This is a genomic window from Lysinibacillus fusiformis (assembly GCF_016925635.1).
GTDB classification, from domain to species: Bacteria; Bacillota; Bacilli; order Bacillales_A; family Planococcaceae; genus Lysinibacillus; species Lysinibacillus fusiformis_F.
Genome location: NZ_CP070490.1, coordinates 3020785 through 3039299, shown reverse-complemented (window position 1 = coordinate 3039299; position 18515 = coordinate 3020785). Strand labels below are relative to the sequence as shown.

General features: G+C 38.3%; 17 protein-coding genes. 4 read left to right on the top strand and 13 right to left on the bottom strand.

Annotated features, from left to right (window positions below; translation table 11 throughout):
* Positions 1–56: 56 nt before the first annotated feature.
* The 7 genes from JTI58_RS14745 to JTI58_RS14715 form a co-directional block, all read right to left on the bottom strand.
* Positions 57–2348 carry a DNA translocase FtsK gene (locus JTI58_RS14745; protein WP_205442013.1) on the bottom strand — a complete coding sequence of 764 codons (2292 nt, stop codon included), beginning with the start codon at positions 2346–2348 and terminating at the stop codon, positions 57–59.
* Positions 2349–2502: 154 nt separating this feature from the next.
* The gene (locus tag JTI58_RS14740; RefSeq protein WP_205442011.1) at positions 2503–4170 is read right to left on the bottom strand and encodes a ribonuclease J; all 1668 of its coding nucleotides are present in this window, start codon (positions 4168–4170) and stop codon (positions 2503–2505) included.
* Positions 4171–4446: 276 nt separating this feature from the next.
* Positions 4447–5346 (bottom strand): 4-hydroxy-tetrahydrodipicolinate synthase, encoded by a 900-nt coding sequence (dapA, locus tag JTI58_RS14735; RefSeq protein ID WP_205442010.1) that lies wholly within the window; start codon positions 5344–5346, stop codon positions 4447–4449.
* Between the two features lie 13 nt (positions 5347–5359).
* Complete coding sequence (locus tag JTI58_RS14730; RefSeq protein ID WP_205442008.1) at positions 5360–6397, bottom strand: aspartate-semialdehyde dehydrogenase; 1038 nt, start codon at positions 6395–6397, stop codon at positions 5360–5362.
* 82 nt (positions 6398–6479) lie between these two features.
* The gene (locus tag JTI58_RS14725; RefSeq protein ID WP_004224962.1) at positions 6480–7070 is read right to left on the bottom strand and encodes a dipicolinate synthase subunit B; all 591 of its coding nucleotides are present in this window, start codon (positions 7068–7070) and stop codon (positions 6480–6482) included.
* Entirely contained in the window at positions 7064–7843 is a 780-nt protein-coding gene (locus JTI58_RS14720) for an NAD(P)-dependent oxidoreductase (protein ID WP_205442007.1), read from the bottom strand. The genes JTI58_RS14725 and JTI58_RS14720 overlap by 7 nt, the downstream gene beginning before the upstream one ends.
* Positions 7844–7852: 9 nt before the next feature.
* Entirely contained in the window at positions 7853–8116 is a 264-nt protein-coding gene (locus JTI58_RS14715; protein ID WP_004224966.1) for a YlmC/YmxH family sporulation protein, read from the bottom strand.
* Positions 8117–8258: 142 nt separating this feature from the next.
* On the opposite strand from JTI58_RS14715, the gene JTI58_RS14710 reads away from it, so the two are divergent.
* The 4 genes from JTI58_RS14710 to JTI58_RS14695 are packed head-to-tail and all read left to right on the top strand — an operon-like array spanning position 8259 to position 10734.
* Positions 8259–8636 carry a GntR family transcriptional regulator gene (locus JTI58_RS14710; RefSeq protein ID WP_205442006.1) on the top strand — a complete coding sequence of 126 codons (378 nt, stop codon included), beginning with the start codon at positions 8259–8261 and terminating at the stop codon, positions 8634–8636.
* A 1-nt stretch (position 8637) separates the two neighbouring features.
* Entirely contained in the window at positions 8638–9480 is an 843-nt protein-coding gene (locus tag JTI58_RS14705; RefSeq protein ID WP_205442005.1) for an ABC transporter ATP-binding protein, read from the top strand.
* A 2-nt stretch (positions 9481–9482) separates the two neighbouring features.
* Entirely contained in the window at positions 9483–10109 is a 627-nt protein-coding gene (locus tag JTI58_RS14700; protein ID WP_205442004.1) for an ABC-2 transporter permease, read from the top strand.
* A 10-nt stretch (positions 10110–10119) separates the two neighbouring features.
* A complete protein-coding gene (locus JTI58_RS14695) occupies positions 10120–10734 on the top strand; it encodes an ABC-2 transporter permease (protein ID WP_205442002.1) in 615 nt (204 codons plus the stop codon).
* A 36-nt stretch (positions 10735–10770) separates the two neighbouring features.
* Here JTI58_RS14695 and JTI58_RS14690 read toward each other — a convergent pair whose 3' ends face one another.
* The 6 genes from JTI58_RS14690 to pnp all read right to left on the bottom strand — a co-directional run bounded on the left by JTI58_RS14690 (position 10771) and on the right by pnp (position 18270).
* Positions 10771–11265 (bottom strand): HugZ family pyridoxamine 5'-phosphate oxidase, encoded by a 495-nt coding sequence (locus JTI58_RS14690; RefSeq protein WP_205442001.1) that lies wholly within the window; start codon positions 11263–11265, stop codon positions 10771–10773.
* An 11-nt stretch (positions 11266–11276) separates the two neighbouring features.
* Entirely contained in the window at positions 11277–12059 is a 783-nt protein-coding gene (locus JTI58_RS14685) for an ABC transporter ATP-binding protein (protein ID WP_205442000.1), read from the bottom strand.
* Positions 12059–13051, bottom strand: a complete 993-nt coding sequence (locus JTI58_RS14680; protein WP_205441999.1) for a FecCD family ABC transporter permease — start codon at positions 13049–13051, stop codon at positions 12059–12061. Before JTI58_RS14680 ends, JTI58_RS14685 begins: the two co-directional genes overlap by 1 nt.
* A 17-nt stretch (positions 13052–13068) precedes the next feature.
* Positions 13069–14067, bottom strand: a complete 999-nt coding sequence (locus JTI58_RS14675) for an ABC transporter substrate-binding protein (RefSeq protein ID WP_205441998.1) — start codon at positions 14065–14067, stop codon at positions 13069–13071.
* A 773-nt stretch (positions 14068–14840) separates the two neighbouring features.
* Positions 14841–16064 carry a M16 family metallopeptidase gene (locus JTI58_RS14670; RefSeq protein ID WP_205441997.1) on the bottom strand — a complete coding sequence of 408 codons (1224 nt, stop codon included), beginning with the start codon at positions 16062–16064 and terminating at the stop codon, positions 14841–14843.
* Positions 16065–16155: 91 nt separating this feature from the next.
* Positions 16156–18270, bottom strand: a complete 2115-nt coding sequence (gene pnp / locus JTI58_RS14665; protein ID WP_205441996.1) for a polyribonucleotide nucleotidyltransferase — start codon at positions 18268–18270, stop codon at positions 16156–16158.
* Positions 18271–18515 lie beyond the last annotated feature (245 nt).

Below are 18515 nucleotides of genomic sequence, written 5' to 3'. Positions count from 1 at the left end.
TATTTTATTTGCAAATTTTTGGACAAAAATACAATTGCTCTCACCATTATCGAGTTTTAGTTATCGTATTGGTGAACAAGTACTTGACGAGGTTTACTACCCTCTGGTGGCCCGACAATACCGCGTTGCTCCATCTGATCAACAATACGTGCAGCTCTTGAATACCCAATACGGAAGCGACGTTGAAGCATAGAGACAGATGCTGTTTGCATATTGACAACTAATTGAACCGCTTCATCATATAAATCATCGGTTTCTTCTAATATGGTTTCTTCTTCAGTCGGTATCATCTCCTCCTGATACTGAGCTTTTTGCTGTTCTATAACAAAATTCACAACAGCCTCAACCTCTTGATCCGATAAAAAGGCTCCTTGTACCCGTTTTGGTTTCGATGCACCTGCTGGTAAAAATAACATATCTCCGCGACCAAGTAATCGTTCTGCTCCGCCCATATCTAAAATCGTTCTCGAATCAATAGCTGAAGAAACTGCAAAAGCAATTCGCGATGGAATATTAGCTTTAATGACACCTGTTAAAACATCTACACTTGGTCTTTGCGTTGCAATAATCAAATGGATTCCCGCTGCACGTGCCATTTGAGCTAATCGTGTAATCGAATCCTCTACATCACTTGATGCGACCATCATCAAATCCGCTAACTCATCTACAATCACTACAATATAAGGTAGCTTTGGATGCTTTTCTTCTGTTTGCTCATTAACCTTTTGTACATGTGCATTATAGCCCTCAATATTTCTTGTACCTGTATGAGAAAACAAATCATAGCGACGTTCCATTTCAGACACCACTTTTTTCAGTGCTTGCGAAGCTTTGCGGGCATCCGTTACGACAGGCGCTAATAAGTGCGGTATGCCATTATAAACGTTTAATTCTACCATTTTTGGGTCGATCATCATGAGCTTTACTTCATGCGGTTTTGTACGCATTAGTATGGATACAACAATGCCATTTATACAAACACTTTTCCCACTACCTGTTGAACCAGCTACAAGTAAATGTGGCATTTTATTGAGTTCCGCTAGTACAGCTTGTCCTGTTATGTCACGACCAAATGCTACTTGTAATAATGCTTCAGGCTTCGCACTATCCTTCGATTCTAATACCTCACGAAGTGTTACAATGGCTACCTCACTGTTAGGTACTTCAATACCAATCGCGGATTTCCCAGGAATTGGGGCTTCCATCCGAATATCTTTAGCCGCCAATGCTAATGCAAGATCATCTTGCAAATTGACAATTTTACTTACTTTCACACCGATATCTGGTAAAATTTCATATTTCGTGACGGCCGGACCTAAATGCACTTGTGTCACCTTTGCCTTTACTCCAAAGCTTTGTAATGTTTGCTCAAGCTTTTTGGCATTCGCTTGAATCACTGAATATTCACCACTTTGATCATGTTGTGGTGGTAATTGCAATAGACTATAAGATGGAAGCTGATAGTCTGCATTTTCTACTGCATCTGTACCCTGAATCTGGACATCATCCGTTGCTTCTTCTAGTTCATTTTCCACCATGTGAGGCGTATCAAACACTTCTCTTTCCTGTGACACGTTCTGTGTAAAAGCAGAGATAATCGGCTCATGAGGCATTTCCTCTTCTTGTTCAGGCATATCTATAGATTGATTAACAGCTGCTACCTCATCCCCACTCTCTACTCTCGAACGACGATTATTTGGTTTTTTCGGTGTATTTTTTTTCTTATCACGGTGCTTTTTTTTCCATTTGCCAAATAGATCTGGCGTTTTTTCTGCTAAATAAGGCATCAATGCTTTACCCGTGACAAGAATTAATCCAATAAAGAAAATAACCCAAGCAACAACTTTCGCCCCCGAGGCTTCAAACAACACATGAAGCCCACTAAATAATAGGGCACCAAGCATCCCACCACCAAGCGCATTACTACGATGAAGTATGCCATCTGTATTAATCAAAATTCGCCACGATTCACGTAGCACAGAATCAGATAGTAGGCCACCTGATTTGGATAGTTGTTCAAATAATATGCCATGACTAAAAATCGTTAAGCTCATAACGATGAGGAACATACCAAGTACTAATCGATCCTTTATTCCTATTTTTTTACGGCCAATCATCATTAACAATGCAATAAATATAAGCATAAATGGAACAGCAAAATGTAAATTACCTAAAAGAAACATGGCGATTGTTTGTAGAATACGCCCGATCATGCCGTATTCAAAAATCATAATGACTGCTAATGCAATTAAAAGCAGTCCTAAAATTTCGTACATCAGCGGATGCATTTCTTTTTTTTCCGCTGTCGATTTACTTTTAGTAACTTTTTTCCTCTTACTAACTGCCATCTATTTCACCTTCTTCTGCAATCCATTCTATATATGTAGCGAATCATCACATGTAGAACTTGAATATTTCAAAAAAAGGATTTTCCACCGCAATTGGGAGAAAATCCTTTTTCATTTATTTTTTCCTCAAAGCATATACGATGAGCTTGTTCAATTAATATTCCATAATAATAGGAATAATCATTGGGCGACGTTTTGTTTTTTGGAATAAATACGTATTGAGAGTATCTCGAATTTCTTGTTTAATATTCGTCCATTCAAAGGTTTCTTTCCCAACATACTTTTCAATCACATTCTTCGCAATGTCAGATGCCTCAATCATTAATTCCTCTGATTCTCGTACATAGACAAAGCCTCGTGATAAAATCTCTGGGCCTGAGGCAATTTTCTTTTGTGCTCGATTTAATGTTACCACCACAATGAAAATGCCATCCTGTGATAATAATTTTCGGTCACGAAGTACAATATTACCTACATCGCCTACACCAATACCGTCAATCAAGACATTACCAGCTTGTACACGACCACTCATGCGCATTTTATTATTTTTATATTCTACGATATCCCCTTTATCGGCGATAAAAATTTGGGATTTTTGCATACCAAGCTGTTGTGCTAATTTGGAGTGCGCAATTAGCATACGGTATTCACCTTGTACAGGAATAAAATATTTTGGCTGCATTAAGTTTAGCATCAGCTTTAAATCTTCTTGACTACCATGTCCTGAAACATGAACATTTTTGCTAGAAGTCAAAATTTCAGCGCCTGCTTTTGACATCGAGTTCATTGCATTCGCCATTTGTACTTCCATACCTGGAGAAGGTGTAAAGGTGATTAATACTGTATCACCTTGTTTAATTTTAATGTCACGATGGTGCTTACGGACAATTTTTTCTAAAGCATCGAGCGGTTCTCCTCTATTGCCTGTTGCAATAATGATAATTTCATCATCTTGATATTTTTGCATTTCCGAAATTGGAATAATTGTATCTTCTTCAACTGTTAAATAACCAAGCTGTACGCCTAGATCAACCGCTTTTTCCAATGGTTTACCCACAATCACAACTTTACGGAATGATTTCTGGGCTTGGGCAAAAACTTGTTGAATACGAATAAAATTCGATGCATAAACAGCTACTAAAATACGACCTGGTGCTGAGTGGAATGTTTTTGATAATTGTTCTTCAATGACAATCTCTGATGTTGTATATCCTGGTCGCTCAGCTTCGCAAGACTCAGATAATAGAATAAAGACGCCGTCTTCGCCTAGCTGTGCCATTTTTGCTAAATCAGGTTTAAATTTACCTGTCGCTGACTGGTCGAATTTAAACTCTCCTGTATGAACAATCGCGCCTTCAGATGTATGGAACACTACCCCTAACGAATCGGGAATACTATGTGTTGTGTGGAAGAATGTTACATACGTTGAGTTAAAATTCATACGACTACGGTTTGTTACTTCAAAAAATTTCACCTGATGTGGTGCAGGTAATTCTTTTAAATGTTCCTTTGCTAATGCAATGGTTAATTTCGATCCGTACACAGGTGCCTTAATTTTTTGTAAAACATAGGCAATAGAGCCGATCGCATCTTCATGACCATGTGTTAAGAAAATACCTTTCACACGTTCTTTATTTTCTTCTAAGTACGTAATGTCAGGAATTACGATATCTATACCTAACATTTCATCTTCTGGGAACATTAAGCCGCTATCCACCACAAATAGCTCTTCATCAATTTCTACTACGTACATTGCTTTCCCAATTTCGCCAACACCCCCAAGAGGGATGATGCGGATTAATTCATTTTTCTTTTTTGTCAATTTATTTCCTCCTAAAAAATATCCCGAACAGCAACCACTTAACATTTATTATACGGTTTGCAAAGCTTTTGCACAAATTAAAAATACATGTTTCATGTTGGAAATAGATTTTCTTGCTATTTGCTTATTACTTGCAGATGGAAAACAAATATTGGATATCCTGTATAAATAGAGTCATATAAGTATTTGTGAGGACGAGGAGTTACGGATTTGTGAATTTTTTTTACTTTATGCATACAAAAAACGAGGCTGATAGAGTTTCAGCCTCGTTGCTATTTATCTAAAACTTTTCGCTTTTTCTTGATACGTATCCCAAATTCGATCAAAATTAGCTTTCTCTTCATCTGTCATTTCCATCATTGGCAAACGAACATTGAGTGTATCAAAGCCTAATTTTGTCATCGCATATTTAATCGGCGAAGGGTTGGGTTGAGCGAACAGCGCACGTACTAAAGGTAATAAGGCTCTGTGAATTTTGGCTGCTAGCTTATGATTTCCTTCTTCAAACGCTTTAATCATTAATTGCATATCATTGCCTACCACATGGGCCGCTACAGAAATAACACCTGCTCCGCCAATGGCCATTAGTGGGAGTGTTAAACCATCATCCCCACTATACACTAAGAAATCATCATCTGGATCAACGTTCTCAATAACATCACCCATCTGATCTAAGTTACCGCTCGCTTCTTTAATCCAAGCAATATTAGGAATCTTGCTTAAAGCAACAGAAGTTTCATAGGCAACATTGACACCAGTACGCCCTGGGACATTATAGAGCATAACAGGAAGACTCGTTTGTTTAGCAATGGTTTCAAAGTGAGCAAAAATCCCACGTTGATTAGGCTTATTATAGTAGGGAGCTACAAGCATAATGCCGTCCGCTCCATTTTCTTCTGCTTTATGTGTCATAGCGATAGAGTAAGCTGTTTCATTGTCCCCAGTACCTGCAATAACAGGTACGCGACCTGCTACTTTCTCTACTGTAAAGCGCACAACTTCAATTTTTTCTTCAGTAGACATAGTTGGGTTTTCAGAAGTCGTACCACAAGCAACAATACAATCTGTACCGTTATCTATTAAATGATTAATAATACGTTCTAGTTCTGGATAATTAATCGTGCCATCATTTTTGAACGGCGTAATCATAGCCGTTCCAATTCGACCTAAATTCATCCTTACACCCCTCTTATAGTAAGTTATCCTCAAGCATTGCTTCTGCAATTTGGATAGAGTTTAATGCGGCGCCTTTTAATAAATTGTCAGAAACGATCCATAGATGGAATCCTTTGCTGTTGTCTAAATCTTGACGGATACGTCCTACAAAAGTAGCGTCTTCTCCTTCTGCATAAATAGGCATTGGGTAAGTTTGTGTTGCAATATCATCTTGTAATACCACACCTGGTGCATTGCGTAATACGTCAAAAATCTCTTGGATTGACGCTTCTTTCTCTACCTCAATATAAACAGATTCAGAGTGACCTGAAACGACTGGCACACGAACGCAAGTAGCCGCTACTTTTAGCTCTGGTGCATGCATGATTTTTTTCGTCTCATTAATCATTTTCATTTCTTCGTATGTAAATCCATTATCTGTGAATTTATCGATTTGTGGAATGACATTACGAGCAATTGGGTAATGACGTTTATCACTACCAGACGGTAAAATATTTGCTTCTACATCTTTACCTGCATCCCAGTTTTCGCTTTGTGCCTTTAATTCTTGGATCGCAGAAATCCCCGCACCCGATACTGCCTGATAAGTTGAAACGATTACTTTTGTTAAACCAAATGCATTACGAATTGGTTCAAGTGCAGCTACCATTTGAATTGTAGAGCAGTTTGGATTCGCAATAATCCCTTTATGCTTCGCTAAGTCGCCTCGATTCACTTCAGGCACGACAAGCGGTACCTCTGGATCCATACGAAAATGGCTCGTATTATCAATAACTACTGCACCACGCTTAGCTGCTTCTGGTGCAAGCACAGCTGATACTGAACCACCAGCTGAGAATAAAGCGACATTGACGCCTTCGAAAGCCTCAGGTGTCGCTTCTTCAATTGTATATGTTTCACCATTAAATTCGATTGATTTTCCTGCTGAACGAGCAGAAGCTAGAAATTTAATATGTCCAATCGGAAATTTACGTTTAATTAATTGCTCCATCATTTTCGAACCTACTGCTCCTGTTGCCCCAACAACCGCAACTGTTAACTGCTTTGTCATCTGTCATCTCTCCTTGAATACATGTTCCATAATGTGTGCTATTGTATCACAAAAATACTGAAAATTGTGTGTAATCTCTTATTTATTTGAAATATTGTATCAACAGCGGTTGTAATTGCTTTTTCTGCGTAATTGCTGCATGAACAGTATCCACCATTTGTTCAAAATCAGCAATTAAAGAATTTGGTTTGGAGTGGGGGGCATCCTGACCAAATGGGATAAAGTATATATTTTTGGCATTTAACAACTTCATAATATTTATGCCATTTAAGCCTAGTGCATCATTTGTGGAAATACCTAAAACTACAGGCGAACCATTACGCAAAGTTGCCTTCGCTGCCATTAAGACAGGACTATCTGTTGCTGCATTAGCAAATTTACTTATGCTATTGCCCGTCATGGGTGCGATAACCATTGCATCTAATGGATTGGATGGGCCAAATGGCTCCGCCTCTTTTATAGAAGAAATAACTTTTTCTCCTGTCAATGCTTCTATTTTGGCAATCCATTCTTCACCAGTACCAAAGCGGGTAGCTGCATGTAAAACGGAATGCGTAATGATTGGAATAACTGTTGCTCCGACATCAATAAAATTTTGAATTTTAGGTACTACATCTTCATACGTACAATGAGAAGCAGTAATACCTAGGCCTATTCGTTTCCCCGTTAACAATTTTCTTCCTCCTCTATTGCCTTGCACAATATTGTAGCTGCGTCATGTGCAAAGTATTTCCCAGGCAATGATGGCAATAGTACATATGTTTGTAATTGCTCAGTATCTATATCTAAACAGCCTGGCTCGGAGGCCAAGTCATATAATACTGCTGGAACATGCTCTATAAAAGACTCTGTAATCCATTTAGCAGGAATTGTATTAATAAAAATGCCATCCGTAATAGACCATTGACGATCATCTAAATTCGTGGCTTTATAACCATATGCTTTTGCTTCACTCACTTGTACAACAGAACGTGCAACAATATGAACATTCGCACCCATTTTAACTAGTAAAGAGGCGAGCATTTTGGCGATGCGCCCAAAGCCTGCGATTGTGAAATTTTGTCCGTAAATACATTTTTGCTCGAGTCCGTAAAACGTGGCGATAAATCCCTCCGCTGTTAACCGAGCATTTTGCCAAATAAAAGATTCTTGCTGTAAATAACAAATCGATTCATTCTTCTCTAGTAATTGCTTCCAATGCATAGTTAATCGACCTGTATAAAATTTCACTTGTGATATACCATAGAGCTGCTCAACTTCTATTTTTAATGGAAGAATCGGTAGTATGATTTTATTAGGCTGGTATTCTAAAACAAGTTTATTTAACTCCTCGTTCCATACGGTCGTTCTTTTATAAAACACTGTTCTCGATGGACTTCTTAGCATTGTAGCTAGTTCCTTTAACCGTGAGTCCTCACCGATAACAAGCCATTTTTCGTTTTCCAAAAGCTCACCTCACTGTAAATATTCTGACTGTACTGTTGATGTCTTATTAAATAAAATACGATCTTCACCAATTAAAATAATTTCATGCCAAGGTATCATTTCACTAACTTTCATTTTCTTTTTTTGGAATGGTAGTTTATCTTTCACAATTTCAAAACCATGTATTTTCCCTGTTTGCACATCTAATAGGCATTCTGTATGTGCCAAGATGCCAAAATGTACGCCACCCTCAATTTGAATTAACTCCTTATCCACCATCTCAGATAGTAGCATGCCTCATCTCCCTCCTTGAGCCGTTACCTCAATATATGCCGAGTTTTTGCAAATCGTGACCCCTACCAAAAGTACGAAAATGTTGCATTTGTATTACCACCTGTATATACTGTATATACACAGTTATAAGAGGTGATGATTTGTGCATATCCATTTGAGTAATGCGAGTGAAAAACCTATTTATGAGCAAATCACCATACAGCTCAAAGAAGCTATTTTAGCCAATAAATTACAGGCAGGTGATGCTCTACCGTCTATCCGTGCCCTAGCAAAGGATTTAAAAATAAGTGTGATGACCACTAAACGTGCTTATGCTGATTTAGAGCGAGATGGTTTCATTGAAACAGTTGCTGGTAAAGGGAGCTTTGTCACAGAACGAAACCAAGACTTTCTACGCGAGGAGCTATTAAGGCAGGTAGAGGAGCATTTGCAAAAGGCAGTAAAAGTAGCGAAAACGGCTGGTCTTTCTAGTGAAGAATTGCAAGAACTACTATCTTTAATGTTAGAGGAGGATAAGTAAAATGAACGCCATTGAAATTCATGATTTACATAAGGGCTTTGAAGGCTTTTCTCTAAAAGATATAAGTTTTTCCGTCCCACAAGGAACTGTTATGGGCTTTGTTGGAGAAAATGGAGCTGGAAAATCAACAACGATAAAATGCATGCTAAATTTATTAAAAAAAGAATATGGCGAAATTTTGCTATTTGGCAAAGATCATGTCGAACATGAGCTATCGATAAAAAACGACATCGGCGTGGTATTTGACGATTTACATGTTCCAGAAACGCTAAATGCGACGCAACTCGACAAAATCATGAGAAAAGTATTTCAAACATGGGATTCAGGCTATTATTTTGATCGATTAGCTCAATTTAATGTGCCAAAGAGGAAGAAGATTAAGGAACTATCACGAGGGATGAGGATGAAGCTATCGATCGCATTAGCATTGGCACATCATCCAAAATTATTGATTTTAGATGAACCAACAAGTGGATTAGACCCTATTATTCGGGATGAAATTTTAGATTTATTTTTAGCATTTATGCAGGATGAAACACATAGCATTTTATTTTCTTCGCATATTACAAGCGATTTAGAAAAAATTGCTGACTATATTACGTTAATTCATAATGGTGAAATTTTATTGAGTGAGAGTAAAGATGCTCTATTATATGAATATGGGATTTTCAAAGGGAACAGTGAGGAAGTAAGCGACTTACCAGAGCATGCTATCCTGAGAACACGTCCTGGTGCGTTTGGAATAGAAGCTTTAGTTCTGAAAAATGAAGTAAATGAGGCTTTCAGACTTGAAAGACCTTCTATAGAAGATATCATGCTATTTTTTGTGAAAGGTAGTGTTTGAATATGGTAGGTCTTATCCTCAAAGATTTAATGACCATTCAACGTCAAATGAAAGCACAGGCATTTGTTCTATTATTTCTTCTTATGATGGCGATATTTATGCAGCAAAGCTCAATGCTTCTAGCTGTTGTTGTCTTTATTGTAACGATACAAGCCATAACTGCCCTTAGCTACGATGAACAAAGTAACTGGGATAAGTATGCCAATACTTTGCCAATTTCTAAAGGGGATATAGTTCTTAGTAAATATATACTTAGTGTTGTGCTAATGATTATCGGTCTTGTTACGGCTTTACCTCTCCTATTTTTTATTAATTTTTTTACCAATAACGAAATCACTTCAGAATTTTTTCTAACATTTAATTTGATTGTAACATTGGCGCTCTGTCTGTTAGCTTTATTACTACCTATCTATATTCAATTTGGCTCTATTAAAGGAAGGATAGTCCTCATTGCGCTTTGTTTTATCCCTGGCTTCTTAATGGGGATGTTTAAACAGTATATCCCTGATACGACCCATACCTTTTTATATTTAAAGCAATTTATCTATGTAGCACCTTTTGTCGGGCTTATACTGCTATGCCTCTCCTCTCTAGTTTCTACAGCTATTTATAAAAGAAAAGAGTTTTAGGAGGGATTTCATGCGAGCACTGTTGTTACAAAGAATTGTCGTACAAAAATGGACTATTCTTTTTGCAATGACGATATGTTTACTTCTTCATTTTGTTCATTTACCTTTTGTAGATAGTCCTTCTATCGGATTATTTATTGTCGTTATTTCAGCCAACCTTGTAGATAATTTATATAGAGGTGATCGTCAAGTAAAGTGGACAGTATATGTCAATACACTACCTCTATCAAAGAAAACACAATTGCAATCCGATTTTTTATTTTGCTATGGCCTTATTACATTACTCTTTATTATCCTAGCGCCAATGTATTTTTCACAACCTGGAGCAAATGAAAATTTTATAGAGCATTTTGCTATGTACTTTGCTTTTATAAGTAGCGCTTCTTTCCTCATCTGTAGTCAATTTTATATTCAGCAACTGGAGGAAACGGAGGGAATGCGAACGGTTAGAATGCTTACAGCTAGCGTGCTTATTATTCTTTTAAATTTTGTCATTCATTACTACTTATCACTAGTAGCAGCCCATTTATTCATTTTGTTGTTGCCAACATTGATTAGTGTCTTCATCAGTTTTATTGTGTTTCACAAATGTCTTCATTTATATATGACAAAAGAAATCTGTTAAACATTCAGCAAAAAATAGGCTGCCTAAATTGGCAACCTATTTTTTATCAATTACAACATGGATTAATGTGTCATTAGCTAGATCAATTGTAAAGGCTTTACCAAATCCAACGACATAGCGTCCATCTAGTGGTGTTAACTCAAACAATGAGAAATCGAGTGAACGCAACATTTCCATCATCTTGGCATTAAATAGCTGGTCGAAGGCAGCAAATACCTCTTCATGGCCGTCATTCCCTAAATTTTTAGGCTGACATTGCCAACGTGCTCGCTCTGTGGCAAATGGATTAGCTGTTACAGCCTCATCTGCTACACAAATTAAATCGACTACTTCTGATTGCTCCATTAGCTGGTAATGTTCAGCAATGCGACTAATATAGACATAAAATTTTCCGTTCAGACGTACAAATGGCGTCGTACTACTAAAAGGTTTGCCATCTCCATCTACAAAACTTAGTACACAATTTTTCTTGCTTTGAATAAATGTTTCATACCCCTGTTTTACTTGTTCAATATCCACTGCTTTCGGCATCTTATTTCCTCCTATACTTTCACCGTATTTTTTAATTGCACCCGAGGGGCATTATCCCACGAGACATATTGAATTTCTGCCTCCATGCGATAAATTTGTTGGATCATCTGTTCCGTCATGACCTCATCAGGTGTTCCCATTTGTGCCCTCCAGCCATCCTTTACGACCACGATTTGATCGCTATAGCTAGAAGCCTGGTTTAAATCATGGAGCACCATCACAACGGTCATTCCCATGTCACGATTAAGCTCCCTCACTAATTCTAGCACTTCATGTTGATGAGCAATATCTAAGAAGGTTGTAGGCTCATCTAATAATAGAACTTGGGGACGCTGTGCTAAAGCCATGGCAATCCACGCACGCTGTGCCTCCCCACCTGATAAAGCAACAATAGGCTTTTCTTTGTAATGGGCAAGATAGGTCTTTTCTAATGCCCAATCGATAATAGCCTCATCCTCTGCATTGAGACGTTCAAACCACTTTTTATGTGGATAACGACCATAGGCAACTAAATTTTTAACAGATATATCGCTTGGAGCTTGATTCTGTTGACTCAACATACACATTTTGCGTGCGATTTGCTTTGAGGATAATTGACGCATATTTTCTCCCTCAAACAGAATGGTTCCTGCATTGTACGGCTGCATTCGCGCAATCGCTTTTAATATCGTCGACTTACCAGAACCATTTGGTCCAATGATCGATAGAATTTCGCCTTGTTTTACTTCGAATGAAAAATTATGGACAACTTCCTTTTGTTCATAGCTGATGGATAGCTGTTCAATTTTTAACATTAAAACGCCCTCTTTCTCATTAGGTATAAGAAGTAAGGTCCACCGATGACAGCCATTAAAATCCCTGCTGGAATATCCAGTGGTGCAAATAATGTACGTCCACCAGTATCAGCAATCAATAAGACAATCGCCCCCATGGCCATACTCATAGGCAACATATACTTATAATCAGAGCCTACAAGTAAGCGTGCCATATGCGGTACGATTAATCCTACAAAGCTAATCATGCCAACTGCCGCAACCGAAATGGCTGCTAGAAAGACAGCTAAAATAGATAACATAATACGAATACGGGTTACACTTTCCCCTAAATTGGTTGCGACCTGATCACCTAAACGAATAATATTCGCTTTACGAATGGCGAAAATAGCGAGTATCCAACCAATGACGGCATACACATAAATCATCTGCAGAGAGGCATTGCCTTTAGCTGCGAGACTTCCATTCATCCATTGCACAGCTGCTGGCAAACGATCACTATAAAGAATAGACAAGAACCCAATTACCCCACCACATAAAGCATTTACAGCGACTCCCGATAAAATAATGGTAATGGGTGTAATGCCTGTACGTCTCCACGCTAGGGCATAGACTATGGCTGCTGCAATCAAACCACCAACGAAGGCAGCAAGTGGAATTAAGTGTGTAAGCTCTGGATTTGCTAAAAGGATAAGTAGCACAAAGGCTGCGGCACCGCTCGTTACGCCTGTTAATCCAGGATCAGCTAATGGATTGCCCATGACTGCCTGCAATAAGGCTCCCGAAATGGCTATACTTGCACCAATGATTAGTGCTAGCAACACGCGTGGTAGGCGGATATCCCAGATGATGGTTGTGTAGACGCCTTCTTGATTGCGCCCATTAATCAGAGTAGCTAAAATATCGGGAATCGAAATATGAACACTGCCTAACCCGATTGCTACGATGGCTGCTAAAATTGTTACCACAAATGTCGTCATAATAATCATGCGACTTCTTGCTGTATGAATCATACCTCTACCTCACGTACTTATTTATAGAAATAATCTGCAATTGTTGTCAGTGCTTTCTCCGCATTTGTAATCGATGTGACACCGAATGTACTGTAATCAAGCATATAGATTTTGTCATTTTTATAGGCTGATAATTGTTGCCATGCGCTATTTTTTTCAATCTCTTGTTTAAATTTATCTTCATTTGCTCCATGATCACCAGATGCTAAAACAAAAACGATATCTGGATCAGCTACAACTATATCTTCTAGATTCATTGGCGAGTATGTCGATTCTGCTTTCAGCACAGATTTGGCAATATTGTCTGCACCCAATCGTTCTACTAAGCTTCCTAAGTAAGATTGATCATTCATTACCATAAAGGAATCTGATGTTCCAATCACAAGCATCACAGATGGTAATTCTTTTCCTTTCGCCTTTCCTTCCAATTCTTTTTCTTTTGCTACGAGATTTTGTAAGACCTCGTTCATTTTTTCTTCTTTACCAAAGTACGTACCGAGCACTTTGAAGCTTAATTTTAAGTCTTCATATGAATCTGTTGGTAAATAAGCTGTCGGTAAATTCATTCCTTGAAGAGCTTGATCAAGTGAACTTTGTAAAGAAGAAGCCCCAAGTATTAGGTCTGATTGTAAGCTTGAAATAACCTCTAAATCGGGTGACATTGGTGAGCCAATTTTTGTAATGGAATCAAAGTCTGCTGGGATAGGGTTTGTCGATGTTGGTACCCCTACTGGTGTGATGTCCAAAAGATGTAACATTTCTGTTAAAGGCACAGACGTCGTGACAATTTTTTCTGGTGCTGTTGTTGGGAAGCTTGCTAAAGCCTCTTGAAAAGCTTCCTCATCGACACCATCTTGAAATGCCTCTTTTTCTACCTCTGATGTATTTGCTGTTTCTTGTTGTGTTTGTGTTGTTTCTTCCTTTAATTCTTTGTCAGCACTTTTCTCTTCTTGATCTGCACATCCAACGAGTGCAAGTGATAATGCCAATGTACTGACTGTAAGCCATTTTTTCATAACGTGTATATCCTCCATTTAAATGAAAATGATTTTCAATATCACTCATACTATCAAAGTTAATTGAGAATTTCAATACCTAACTGATAAAGGAAAAAACATTAAAAAAGGAGAACTTTGAAAATATTCAAAGTTCTCCTCATAGTGTTGAAAAACAAAACAGTCAATTAAAAGGTAGAAATGGATTTCCGTTGCAGGTTACTTGCTTTCCTGTGGGCGAGCGCCGAATCACTTCCACCGCTATCGCTCCGTTTAGAGTTTTGCCTGTCTCGCTATCCCACGGAAGTCAAGTAGCCTTCCACTCCAACCCATAAAAGTGTTACCTTTTTAGCAAAGGTTTTCAAATAAAGTGAAGGTGTTCATTACTCTTTATGGAGGGGTGTTGTCACGCATCACTTCTCCACATTGAAAATAAGAGTTTATCCCCTCTAAGAATAAAGATATTGGGCTATTTGATTGATATGCTAGTATGAAAAAAAGTAAAGACATTTTGCAGCATGGTTGATTGGAGTGGAGCCAGCGTCACTCCTAGAGGATTTAGCGTCACAGATGTGACCCTGGAGCGAACGTAAGTGAGTGAAGCGGCTCATCGGACGCCCTCTGGAAAGGACGCTGGCGGAACGGAAATCAACCCCTCACCCTGCTAAAAGATCTTTTTCTGTTAGTGACATGTTCTTTTTTCAACAACATGAGGAGAACTTTGAAAATATTCAAAGTTCTCCTCTTTATATGTTTCAATATAATGGATAAATGCTATCCTTGTTAAAATATTTTTATTCGCTAGGACCAATGATTGAGATAGCTGGTTCTGCTTTTAAAATTTTGGCAATCAGCCGATCTACAGACTCCATCGATACGGCATCTATCGATTTAAGAACCTCGTCTACAGTTCGATGCTTGCGATGGACAAGTTCACTTGTTCCATTGCGATTCATACGAGCACCTGTCCCCTCTAACCCAAGGACAAAGCTGCCTTTAAGCTGCTCTTTTGCATTATCAAGCTCCTCCTCTGTAACACCACCTGCTACAATATCTAGTAAAGTGGCATCAATAGTATGCTGAAGCTGTGCTAATTGCTGTCGACTCGTACTACCATAAATCGTAAAAGCACCTACATCAGCATAACACGATTGATAGGAAAAAATAGAATAAGCTAGCCCACGTTCTTCTCGTACTTCTTGAAACAATCGAGAACTCATATTGCCTCCAATAATATTGTTCAGCGCAATAAAGCTATACATATCTGGATCTTTTACACCGATTGCTGGATACGAAATCGCTACATGTGCCTGCTCTGTATCGCGTATTTTTGAAATTTCTCCTGGATAAAATGAAGGATTTGTCAGGACAGGCGCCATGGCATGTGGTGAAGGTTGATAGTGTCCAAATAAATCTTCAATCGTTTGCATAAGCTGAGCTGAAATATTACCCGCAATAGAAATAACAACAGACTCTGGCCCATAATGTTTATCCATATAATGTCGTATAGCATCTGCTGTAAATGTCTTTAACGTAGCAGCCGTACCAAGTATTGGGCGACCAAGCGCATCATTCGGATACATGACACCCCACAGCTTTTCATGAACATCATCATCAGGAGCATCTTCACTCATTAATATTTCTTCTAATACCACTTGTCGCTCTTTTTCTAATTCTTCTTCCGCAAATGTAGAATTGAAAAACATATCTGCTAGTATTGCGACAGCCAGTTCCGCATGATGATCTAAAACCTTCGCATAGTAACATGTATTTTCTTTCGATGTGAAGGCATTTAACTCTCCCCCAATTCGATCAAATTCTTCAGCAATTTGACGAGCTGAGCGAGTGGTTGTTCCTTTAAACAACATATGCTCAATAAAATGTGTGATACCATTCTCTTCAGGTAGCTCATAGCGAGAGCCAGCATTCACAAAAATGCCTAATGCAACAGACCTCACATGATCTATTTGCTCTGATACAATCCGAACACCATTTTGACATGTATGTACTTGAACCAAAAAATCTCCCCCAATTATAAAAATTCTCTACTAGTCTTTTTGCTACTATTTAAAAAGGCTGCGCAATCATACGCAGCCTTTGGAATCGTTATTATTTTTCTTGTTCAGCGCGTTCTTTTTCCTCTTGTATTACTACTTTACGAGATAAATTCACACGACCTTGCTTGTCAATTTCAATAACCTTCACAAGTAATTGATCGCCAAGTTTTAAGACATCTTCCACTTGCTTTGTACGTTCCTCTTGAATTTCGGAAATGTGTAGCAAACCATCTTTTCCTGGGAAGATCTCACAAAATGCACCGAATTTTTCAATACGTTTCACAGTCGATAAGTAATATTCCCCTACTTTTGCTTCCCGTACGATATCTTCTATAATTTGTTTTGCACGTGCATTCATTTCCTCATTTGCAGAAGAAATGTAGATTGTACCATCTTGTTCTGTATCAATCTTAACGCCTGTCTCTTCAATAATTTTGTTAATTTGTTTACCACCAGGTCCAATCACATCACGAATTTTATCTGGATTAATTTTCACGATGACAATTTTCGGTGCAAATTCAGACAATTTTTCACGAGGTTCAGCAAGTGTTGCAAGCATTGACTCTAGAATATGCATACGACCAACTTTCGCTTGTGTCAGTGCTTCTTCTAAAATATTGCGAGATAAACCGTCGATTTTAATGTCCATTTGTAGTGCTGTTACACCTTTAGCTGTACCAGCAACTTTAAAGTCCATATCACCTAAATGGTCTTCCATCCCTTGAATATCCGTTAAAATGGAATAGTGCTCGCCTTTTTTTATAAGACCCATTGCAATACCTGCAACTGGTGCTTTTAATGGTACACCCGCATCCATCATGGCTAATGTGGAGGCACAGATAGAAGCTTGAGAAGTTGATCCGTTTGATTCAAGTACTTCTGATACACAACGAATTGTATATGGGAAAGCCGATTCATCAGGAATAACAGCTTCAAGTGCACGTTCACCTAACGCACCATGACCGATTTCACGACGACCTGGTCCACGGATTGGGCCTGTTTCTCCTACAGAGAATTGAGGGAAGTTGTAATGGTGCATAAAGCGTTTTGATTCTTCAACACCTAAGCCATCAATAATTTGTACATCACCTAGCGCCCCTAGTGTACAAATAGATAGGGCTTGTGTTTGTCCACGTGTAAATAGACCAGAACCGTGTGTACGTTGTAATAAGCCTGTTTCAGAAGAAAGTGGTCGAATTTCGTCGAGCTTACGACCATCTGGACGAATTTTATCTTCCGTGATTTGACGACGTACTTCTTCTTTCACCATCTTATCAAGAATGTTATACACTTGTTTCATTGTATCGTCATCTGCTTCTTGCTCTTCATAAGAAGCAATAACACGATCTTTAACAGCTTGAATCGCCTCATCACGTGCATGTTTCTCCGCCGTTTGAATTGCATCATGCATATCAGTCTCACAAGCTGCTTTTATATCGGCTTGAATCGCTTCGTCAATTTCAAATAGTGTCACTGGTAACTTTTTTTTACCAACCTCTGCCACAATTTGCTCTTGGAAAGCAATGATTTTTTTGATTTCTTCATGACCGAACATAATCGCTTCTAACATAATTTCTTCTGGTACTTCAAGTGCACCCGCTTCAACCATGTTGATAGCATCTTTGTTCCCTGCTACAGATAAGTGAATTGTTGAGTGATTCGATTGTTCTACTGTCGGGTTTACAATAAACTCTCCGTCAATATAACCAACTTGTACACCTGCGATTGGTCCATCAAATGGAATATCAGAAATAGCTAATGCTAATGAGGAACCAACCATTGCTGCCATTTCAGATGTACAATCAGGATCATTTGACATAACCATAGAAATAACTTGTACTTCGTTACGGAAACCATCTGGGAACATCGGACGAATAGGACGGTCGATTAAACGGCTCGCTAAAATCGCTTTTTCAGATGGACGTCCTTCACGCTTAATAAAGCCGCCAGGAATTTTACCTGCAGCATATAGACGTTCTTCATAGTTTACTGTTAATGGGAAGAAATCAAGTGGTTTTGGTGATTTTGACATTGTTGCTGTAGCAAGTACAGAAGTATCGCCATAGCGTACTAATGCGGCTCCGTTTGCTTGTTTTGCTAACTGTCCTACTTCAATTACAAGTGGACGGCCAGCCCATTCATAGGAATAGACTTTCTTTTCGTTCATTCAATGAACCCCTCTCTATTATAAAAACACTTACTTCGTCTGTATGTACTAATAGTAAGTGTACCAAAAATGCTTGTTCTATGCTAAATAATATTTCATGAAATAATCATACATTTAAATTCAGTTATTGCCAATTTATTTAAGATTTATTTCTATATTTCATTGAAAAAGCATTTTTGGTATATGGATTTTTTTATATTGATTCCTTCTTGACGAAAAGTAATGTATGTAAATGGAAATAACTG

Coding starts and splice junctions, on each gene's coding strand:
- JTI58_RS14705 (WP_205442005.1), top strand. CDS start 8,638: ATGAACGCCATTGAAATTCATGATTTACATAAGGGCTTTGAAGGCTTT.
- dapA (WP_205442010.1), bottom strand. CDS start 5,346: ATGAATTTAGGTCGAATTGGAACGGCTATGATTACGCCGTTCAAAAAT.
- JTI58_RS14675 (WP_205441998.1), bottom strand. CDS start 14,067: ATGAAAAAATGGCTTACAGTCAGTACATTGGCATTATCACTTGCACTC.
- JTI58_RS14700 (WP_205442004.1), top strand. CDS start 9,483: ATGGTAGGTCTTATCCTCAAAGATTTAATGACCATTCAACGTCAAATG.
- JTI58_RS14730 (WP_205442008.1), bottom strand. CDS start 6,397: ATGACAAAGCAGTTAACAGTTGCGGTTGTTGGGGCAACAGGAGCAGTA.
- JTI58_RS14745 (WP_205442013.1), bottom strand. CDS start 2,348: ATGGCAGTTAGTAAGAGGAAAAAAGTTACTAAAAGTAAATCGACAGCG.
- JTI58_RS14685 (WP_205442000.1), bottom strand. CDS start 12,059: ATGTTAAAAATTGAACAGCTATCCATCAGCTATGAACAAAAGGAAGTT.
- pnp (WP_205441996.1), bottom strand. CDS start 18,270: ATGAACGAAAAGAAAGTCTATTCCTATGAATGGGCTGGCCGTCCACTT.
- JTI58_RS14695 (WP_205442002.1), top strand. CDS start 10,120: ATGCGAGCACTGTTGTTACAAAGAATTGTCGTACAAAAATGGACTATT.
- JTI58_RS14690 (WP_205442001.1), bottom strand. CDS start 11,265: ATGCCGAAAGCAGTGGATATTGAACAAGTAAAACAGGGGTATGAAACA.
- JTI58_RS14680 (WP_205441999.1), bottom strand. CDS start 13,051: ATGATTCATACAGCAAGAAGTCGCATGATTATTATGACGACATTTGTG.
- JTI58_RS14715 (WP_004224966.1), bottom strand. CDS start 8,116: ATGCTACTATCTGAGATGGTGGATAAGGAGTTAATTCAAATTGAGGGT.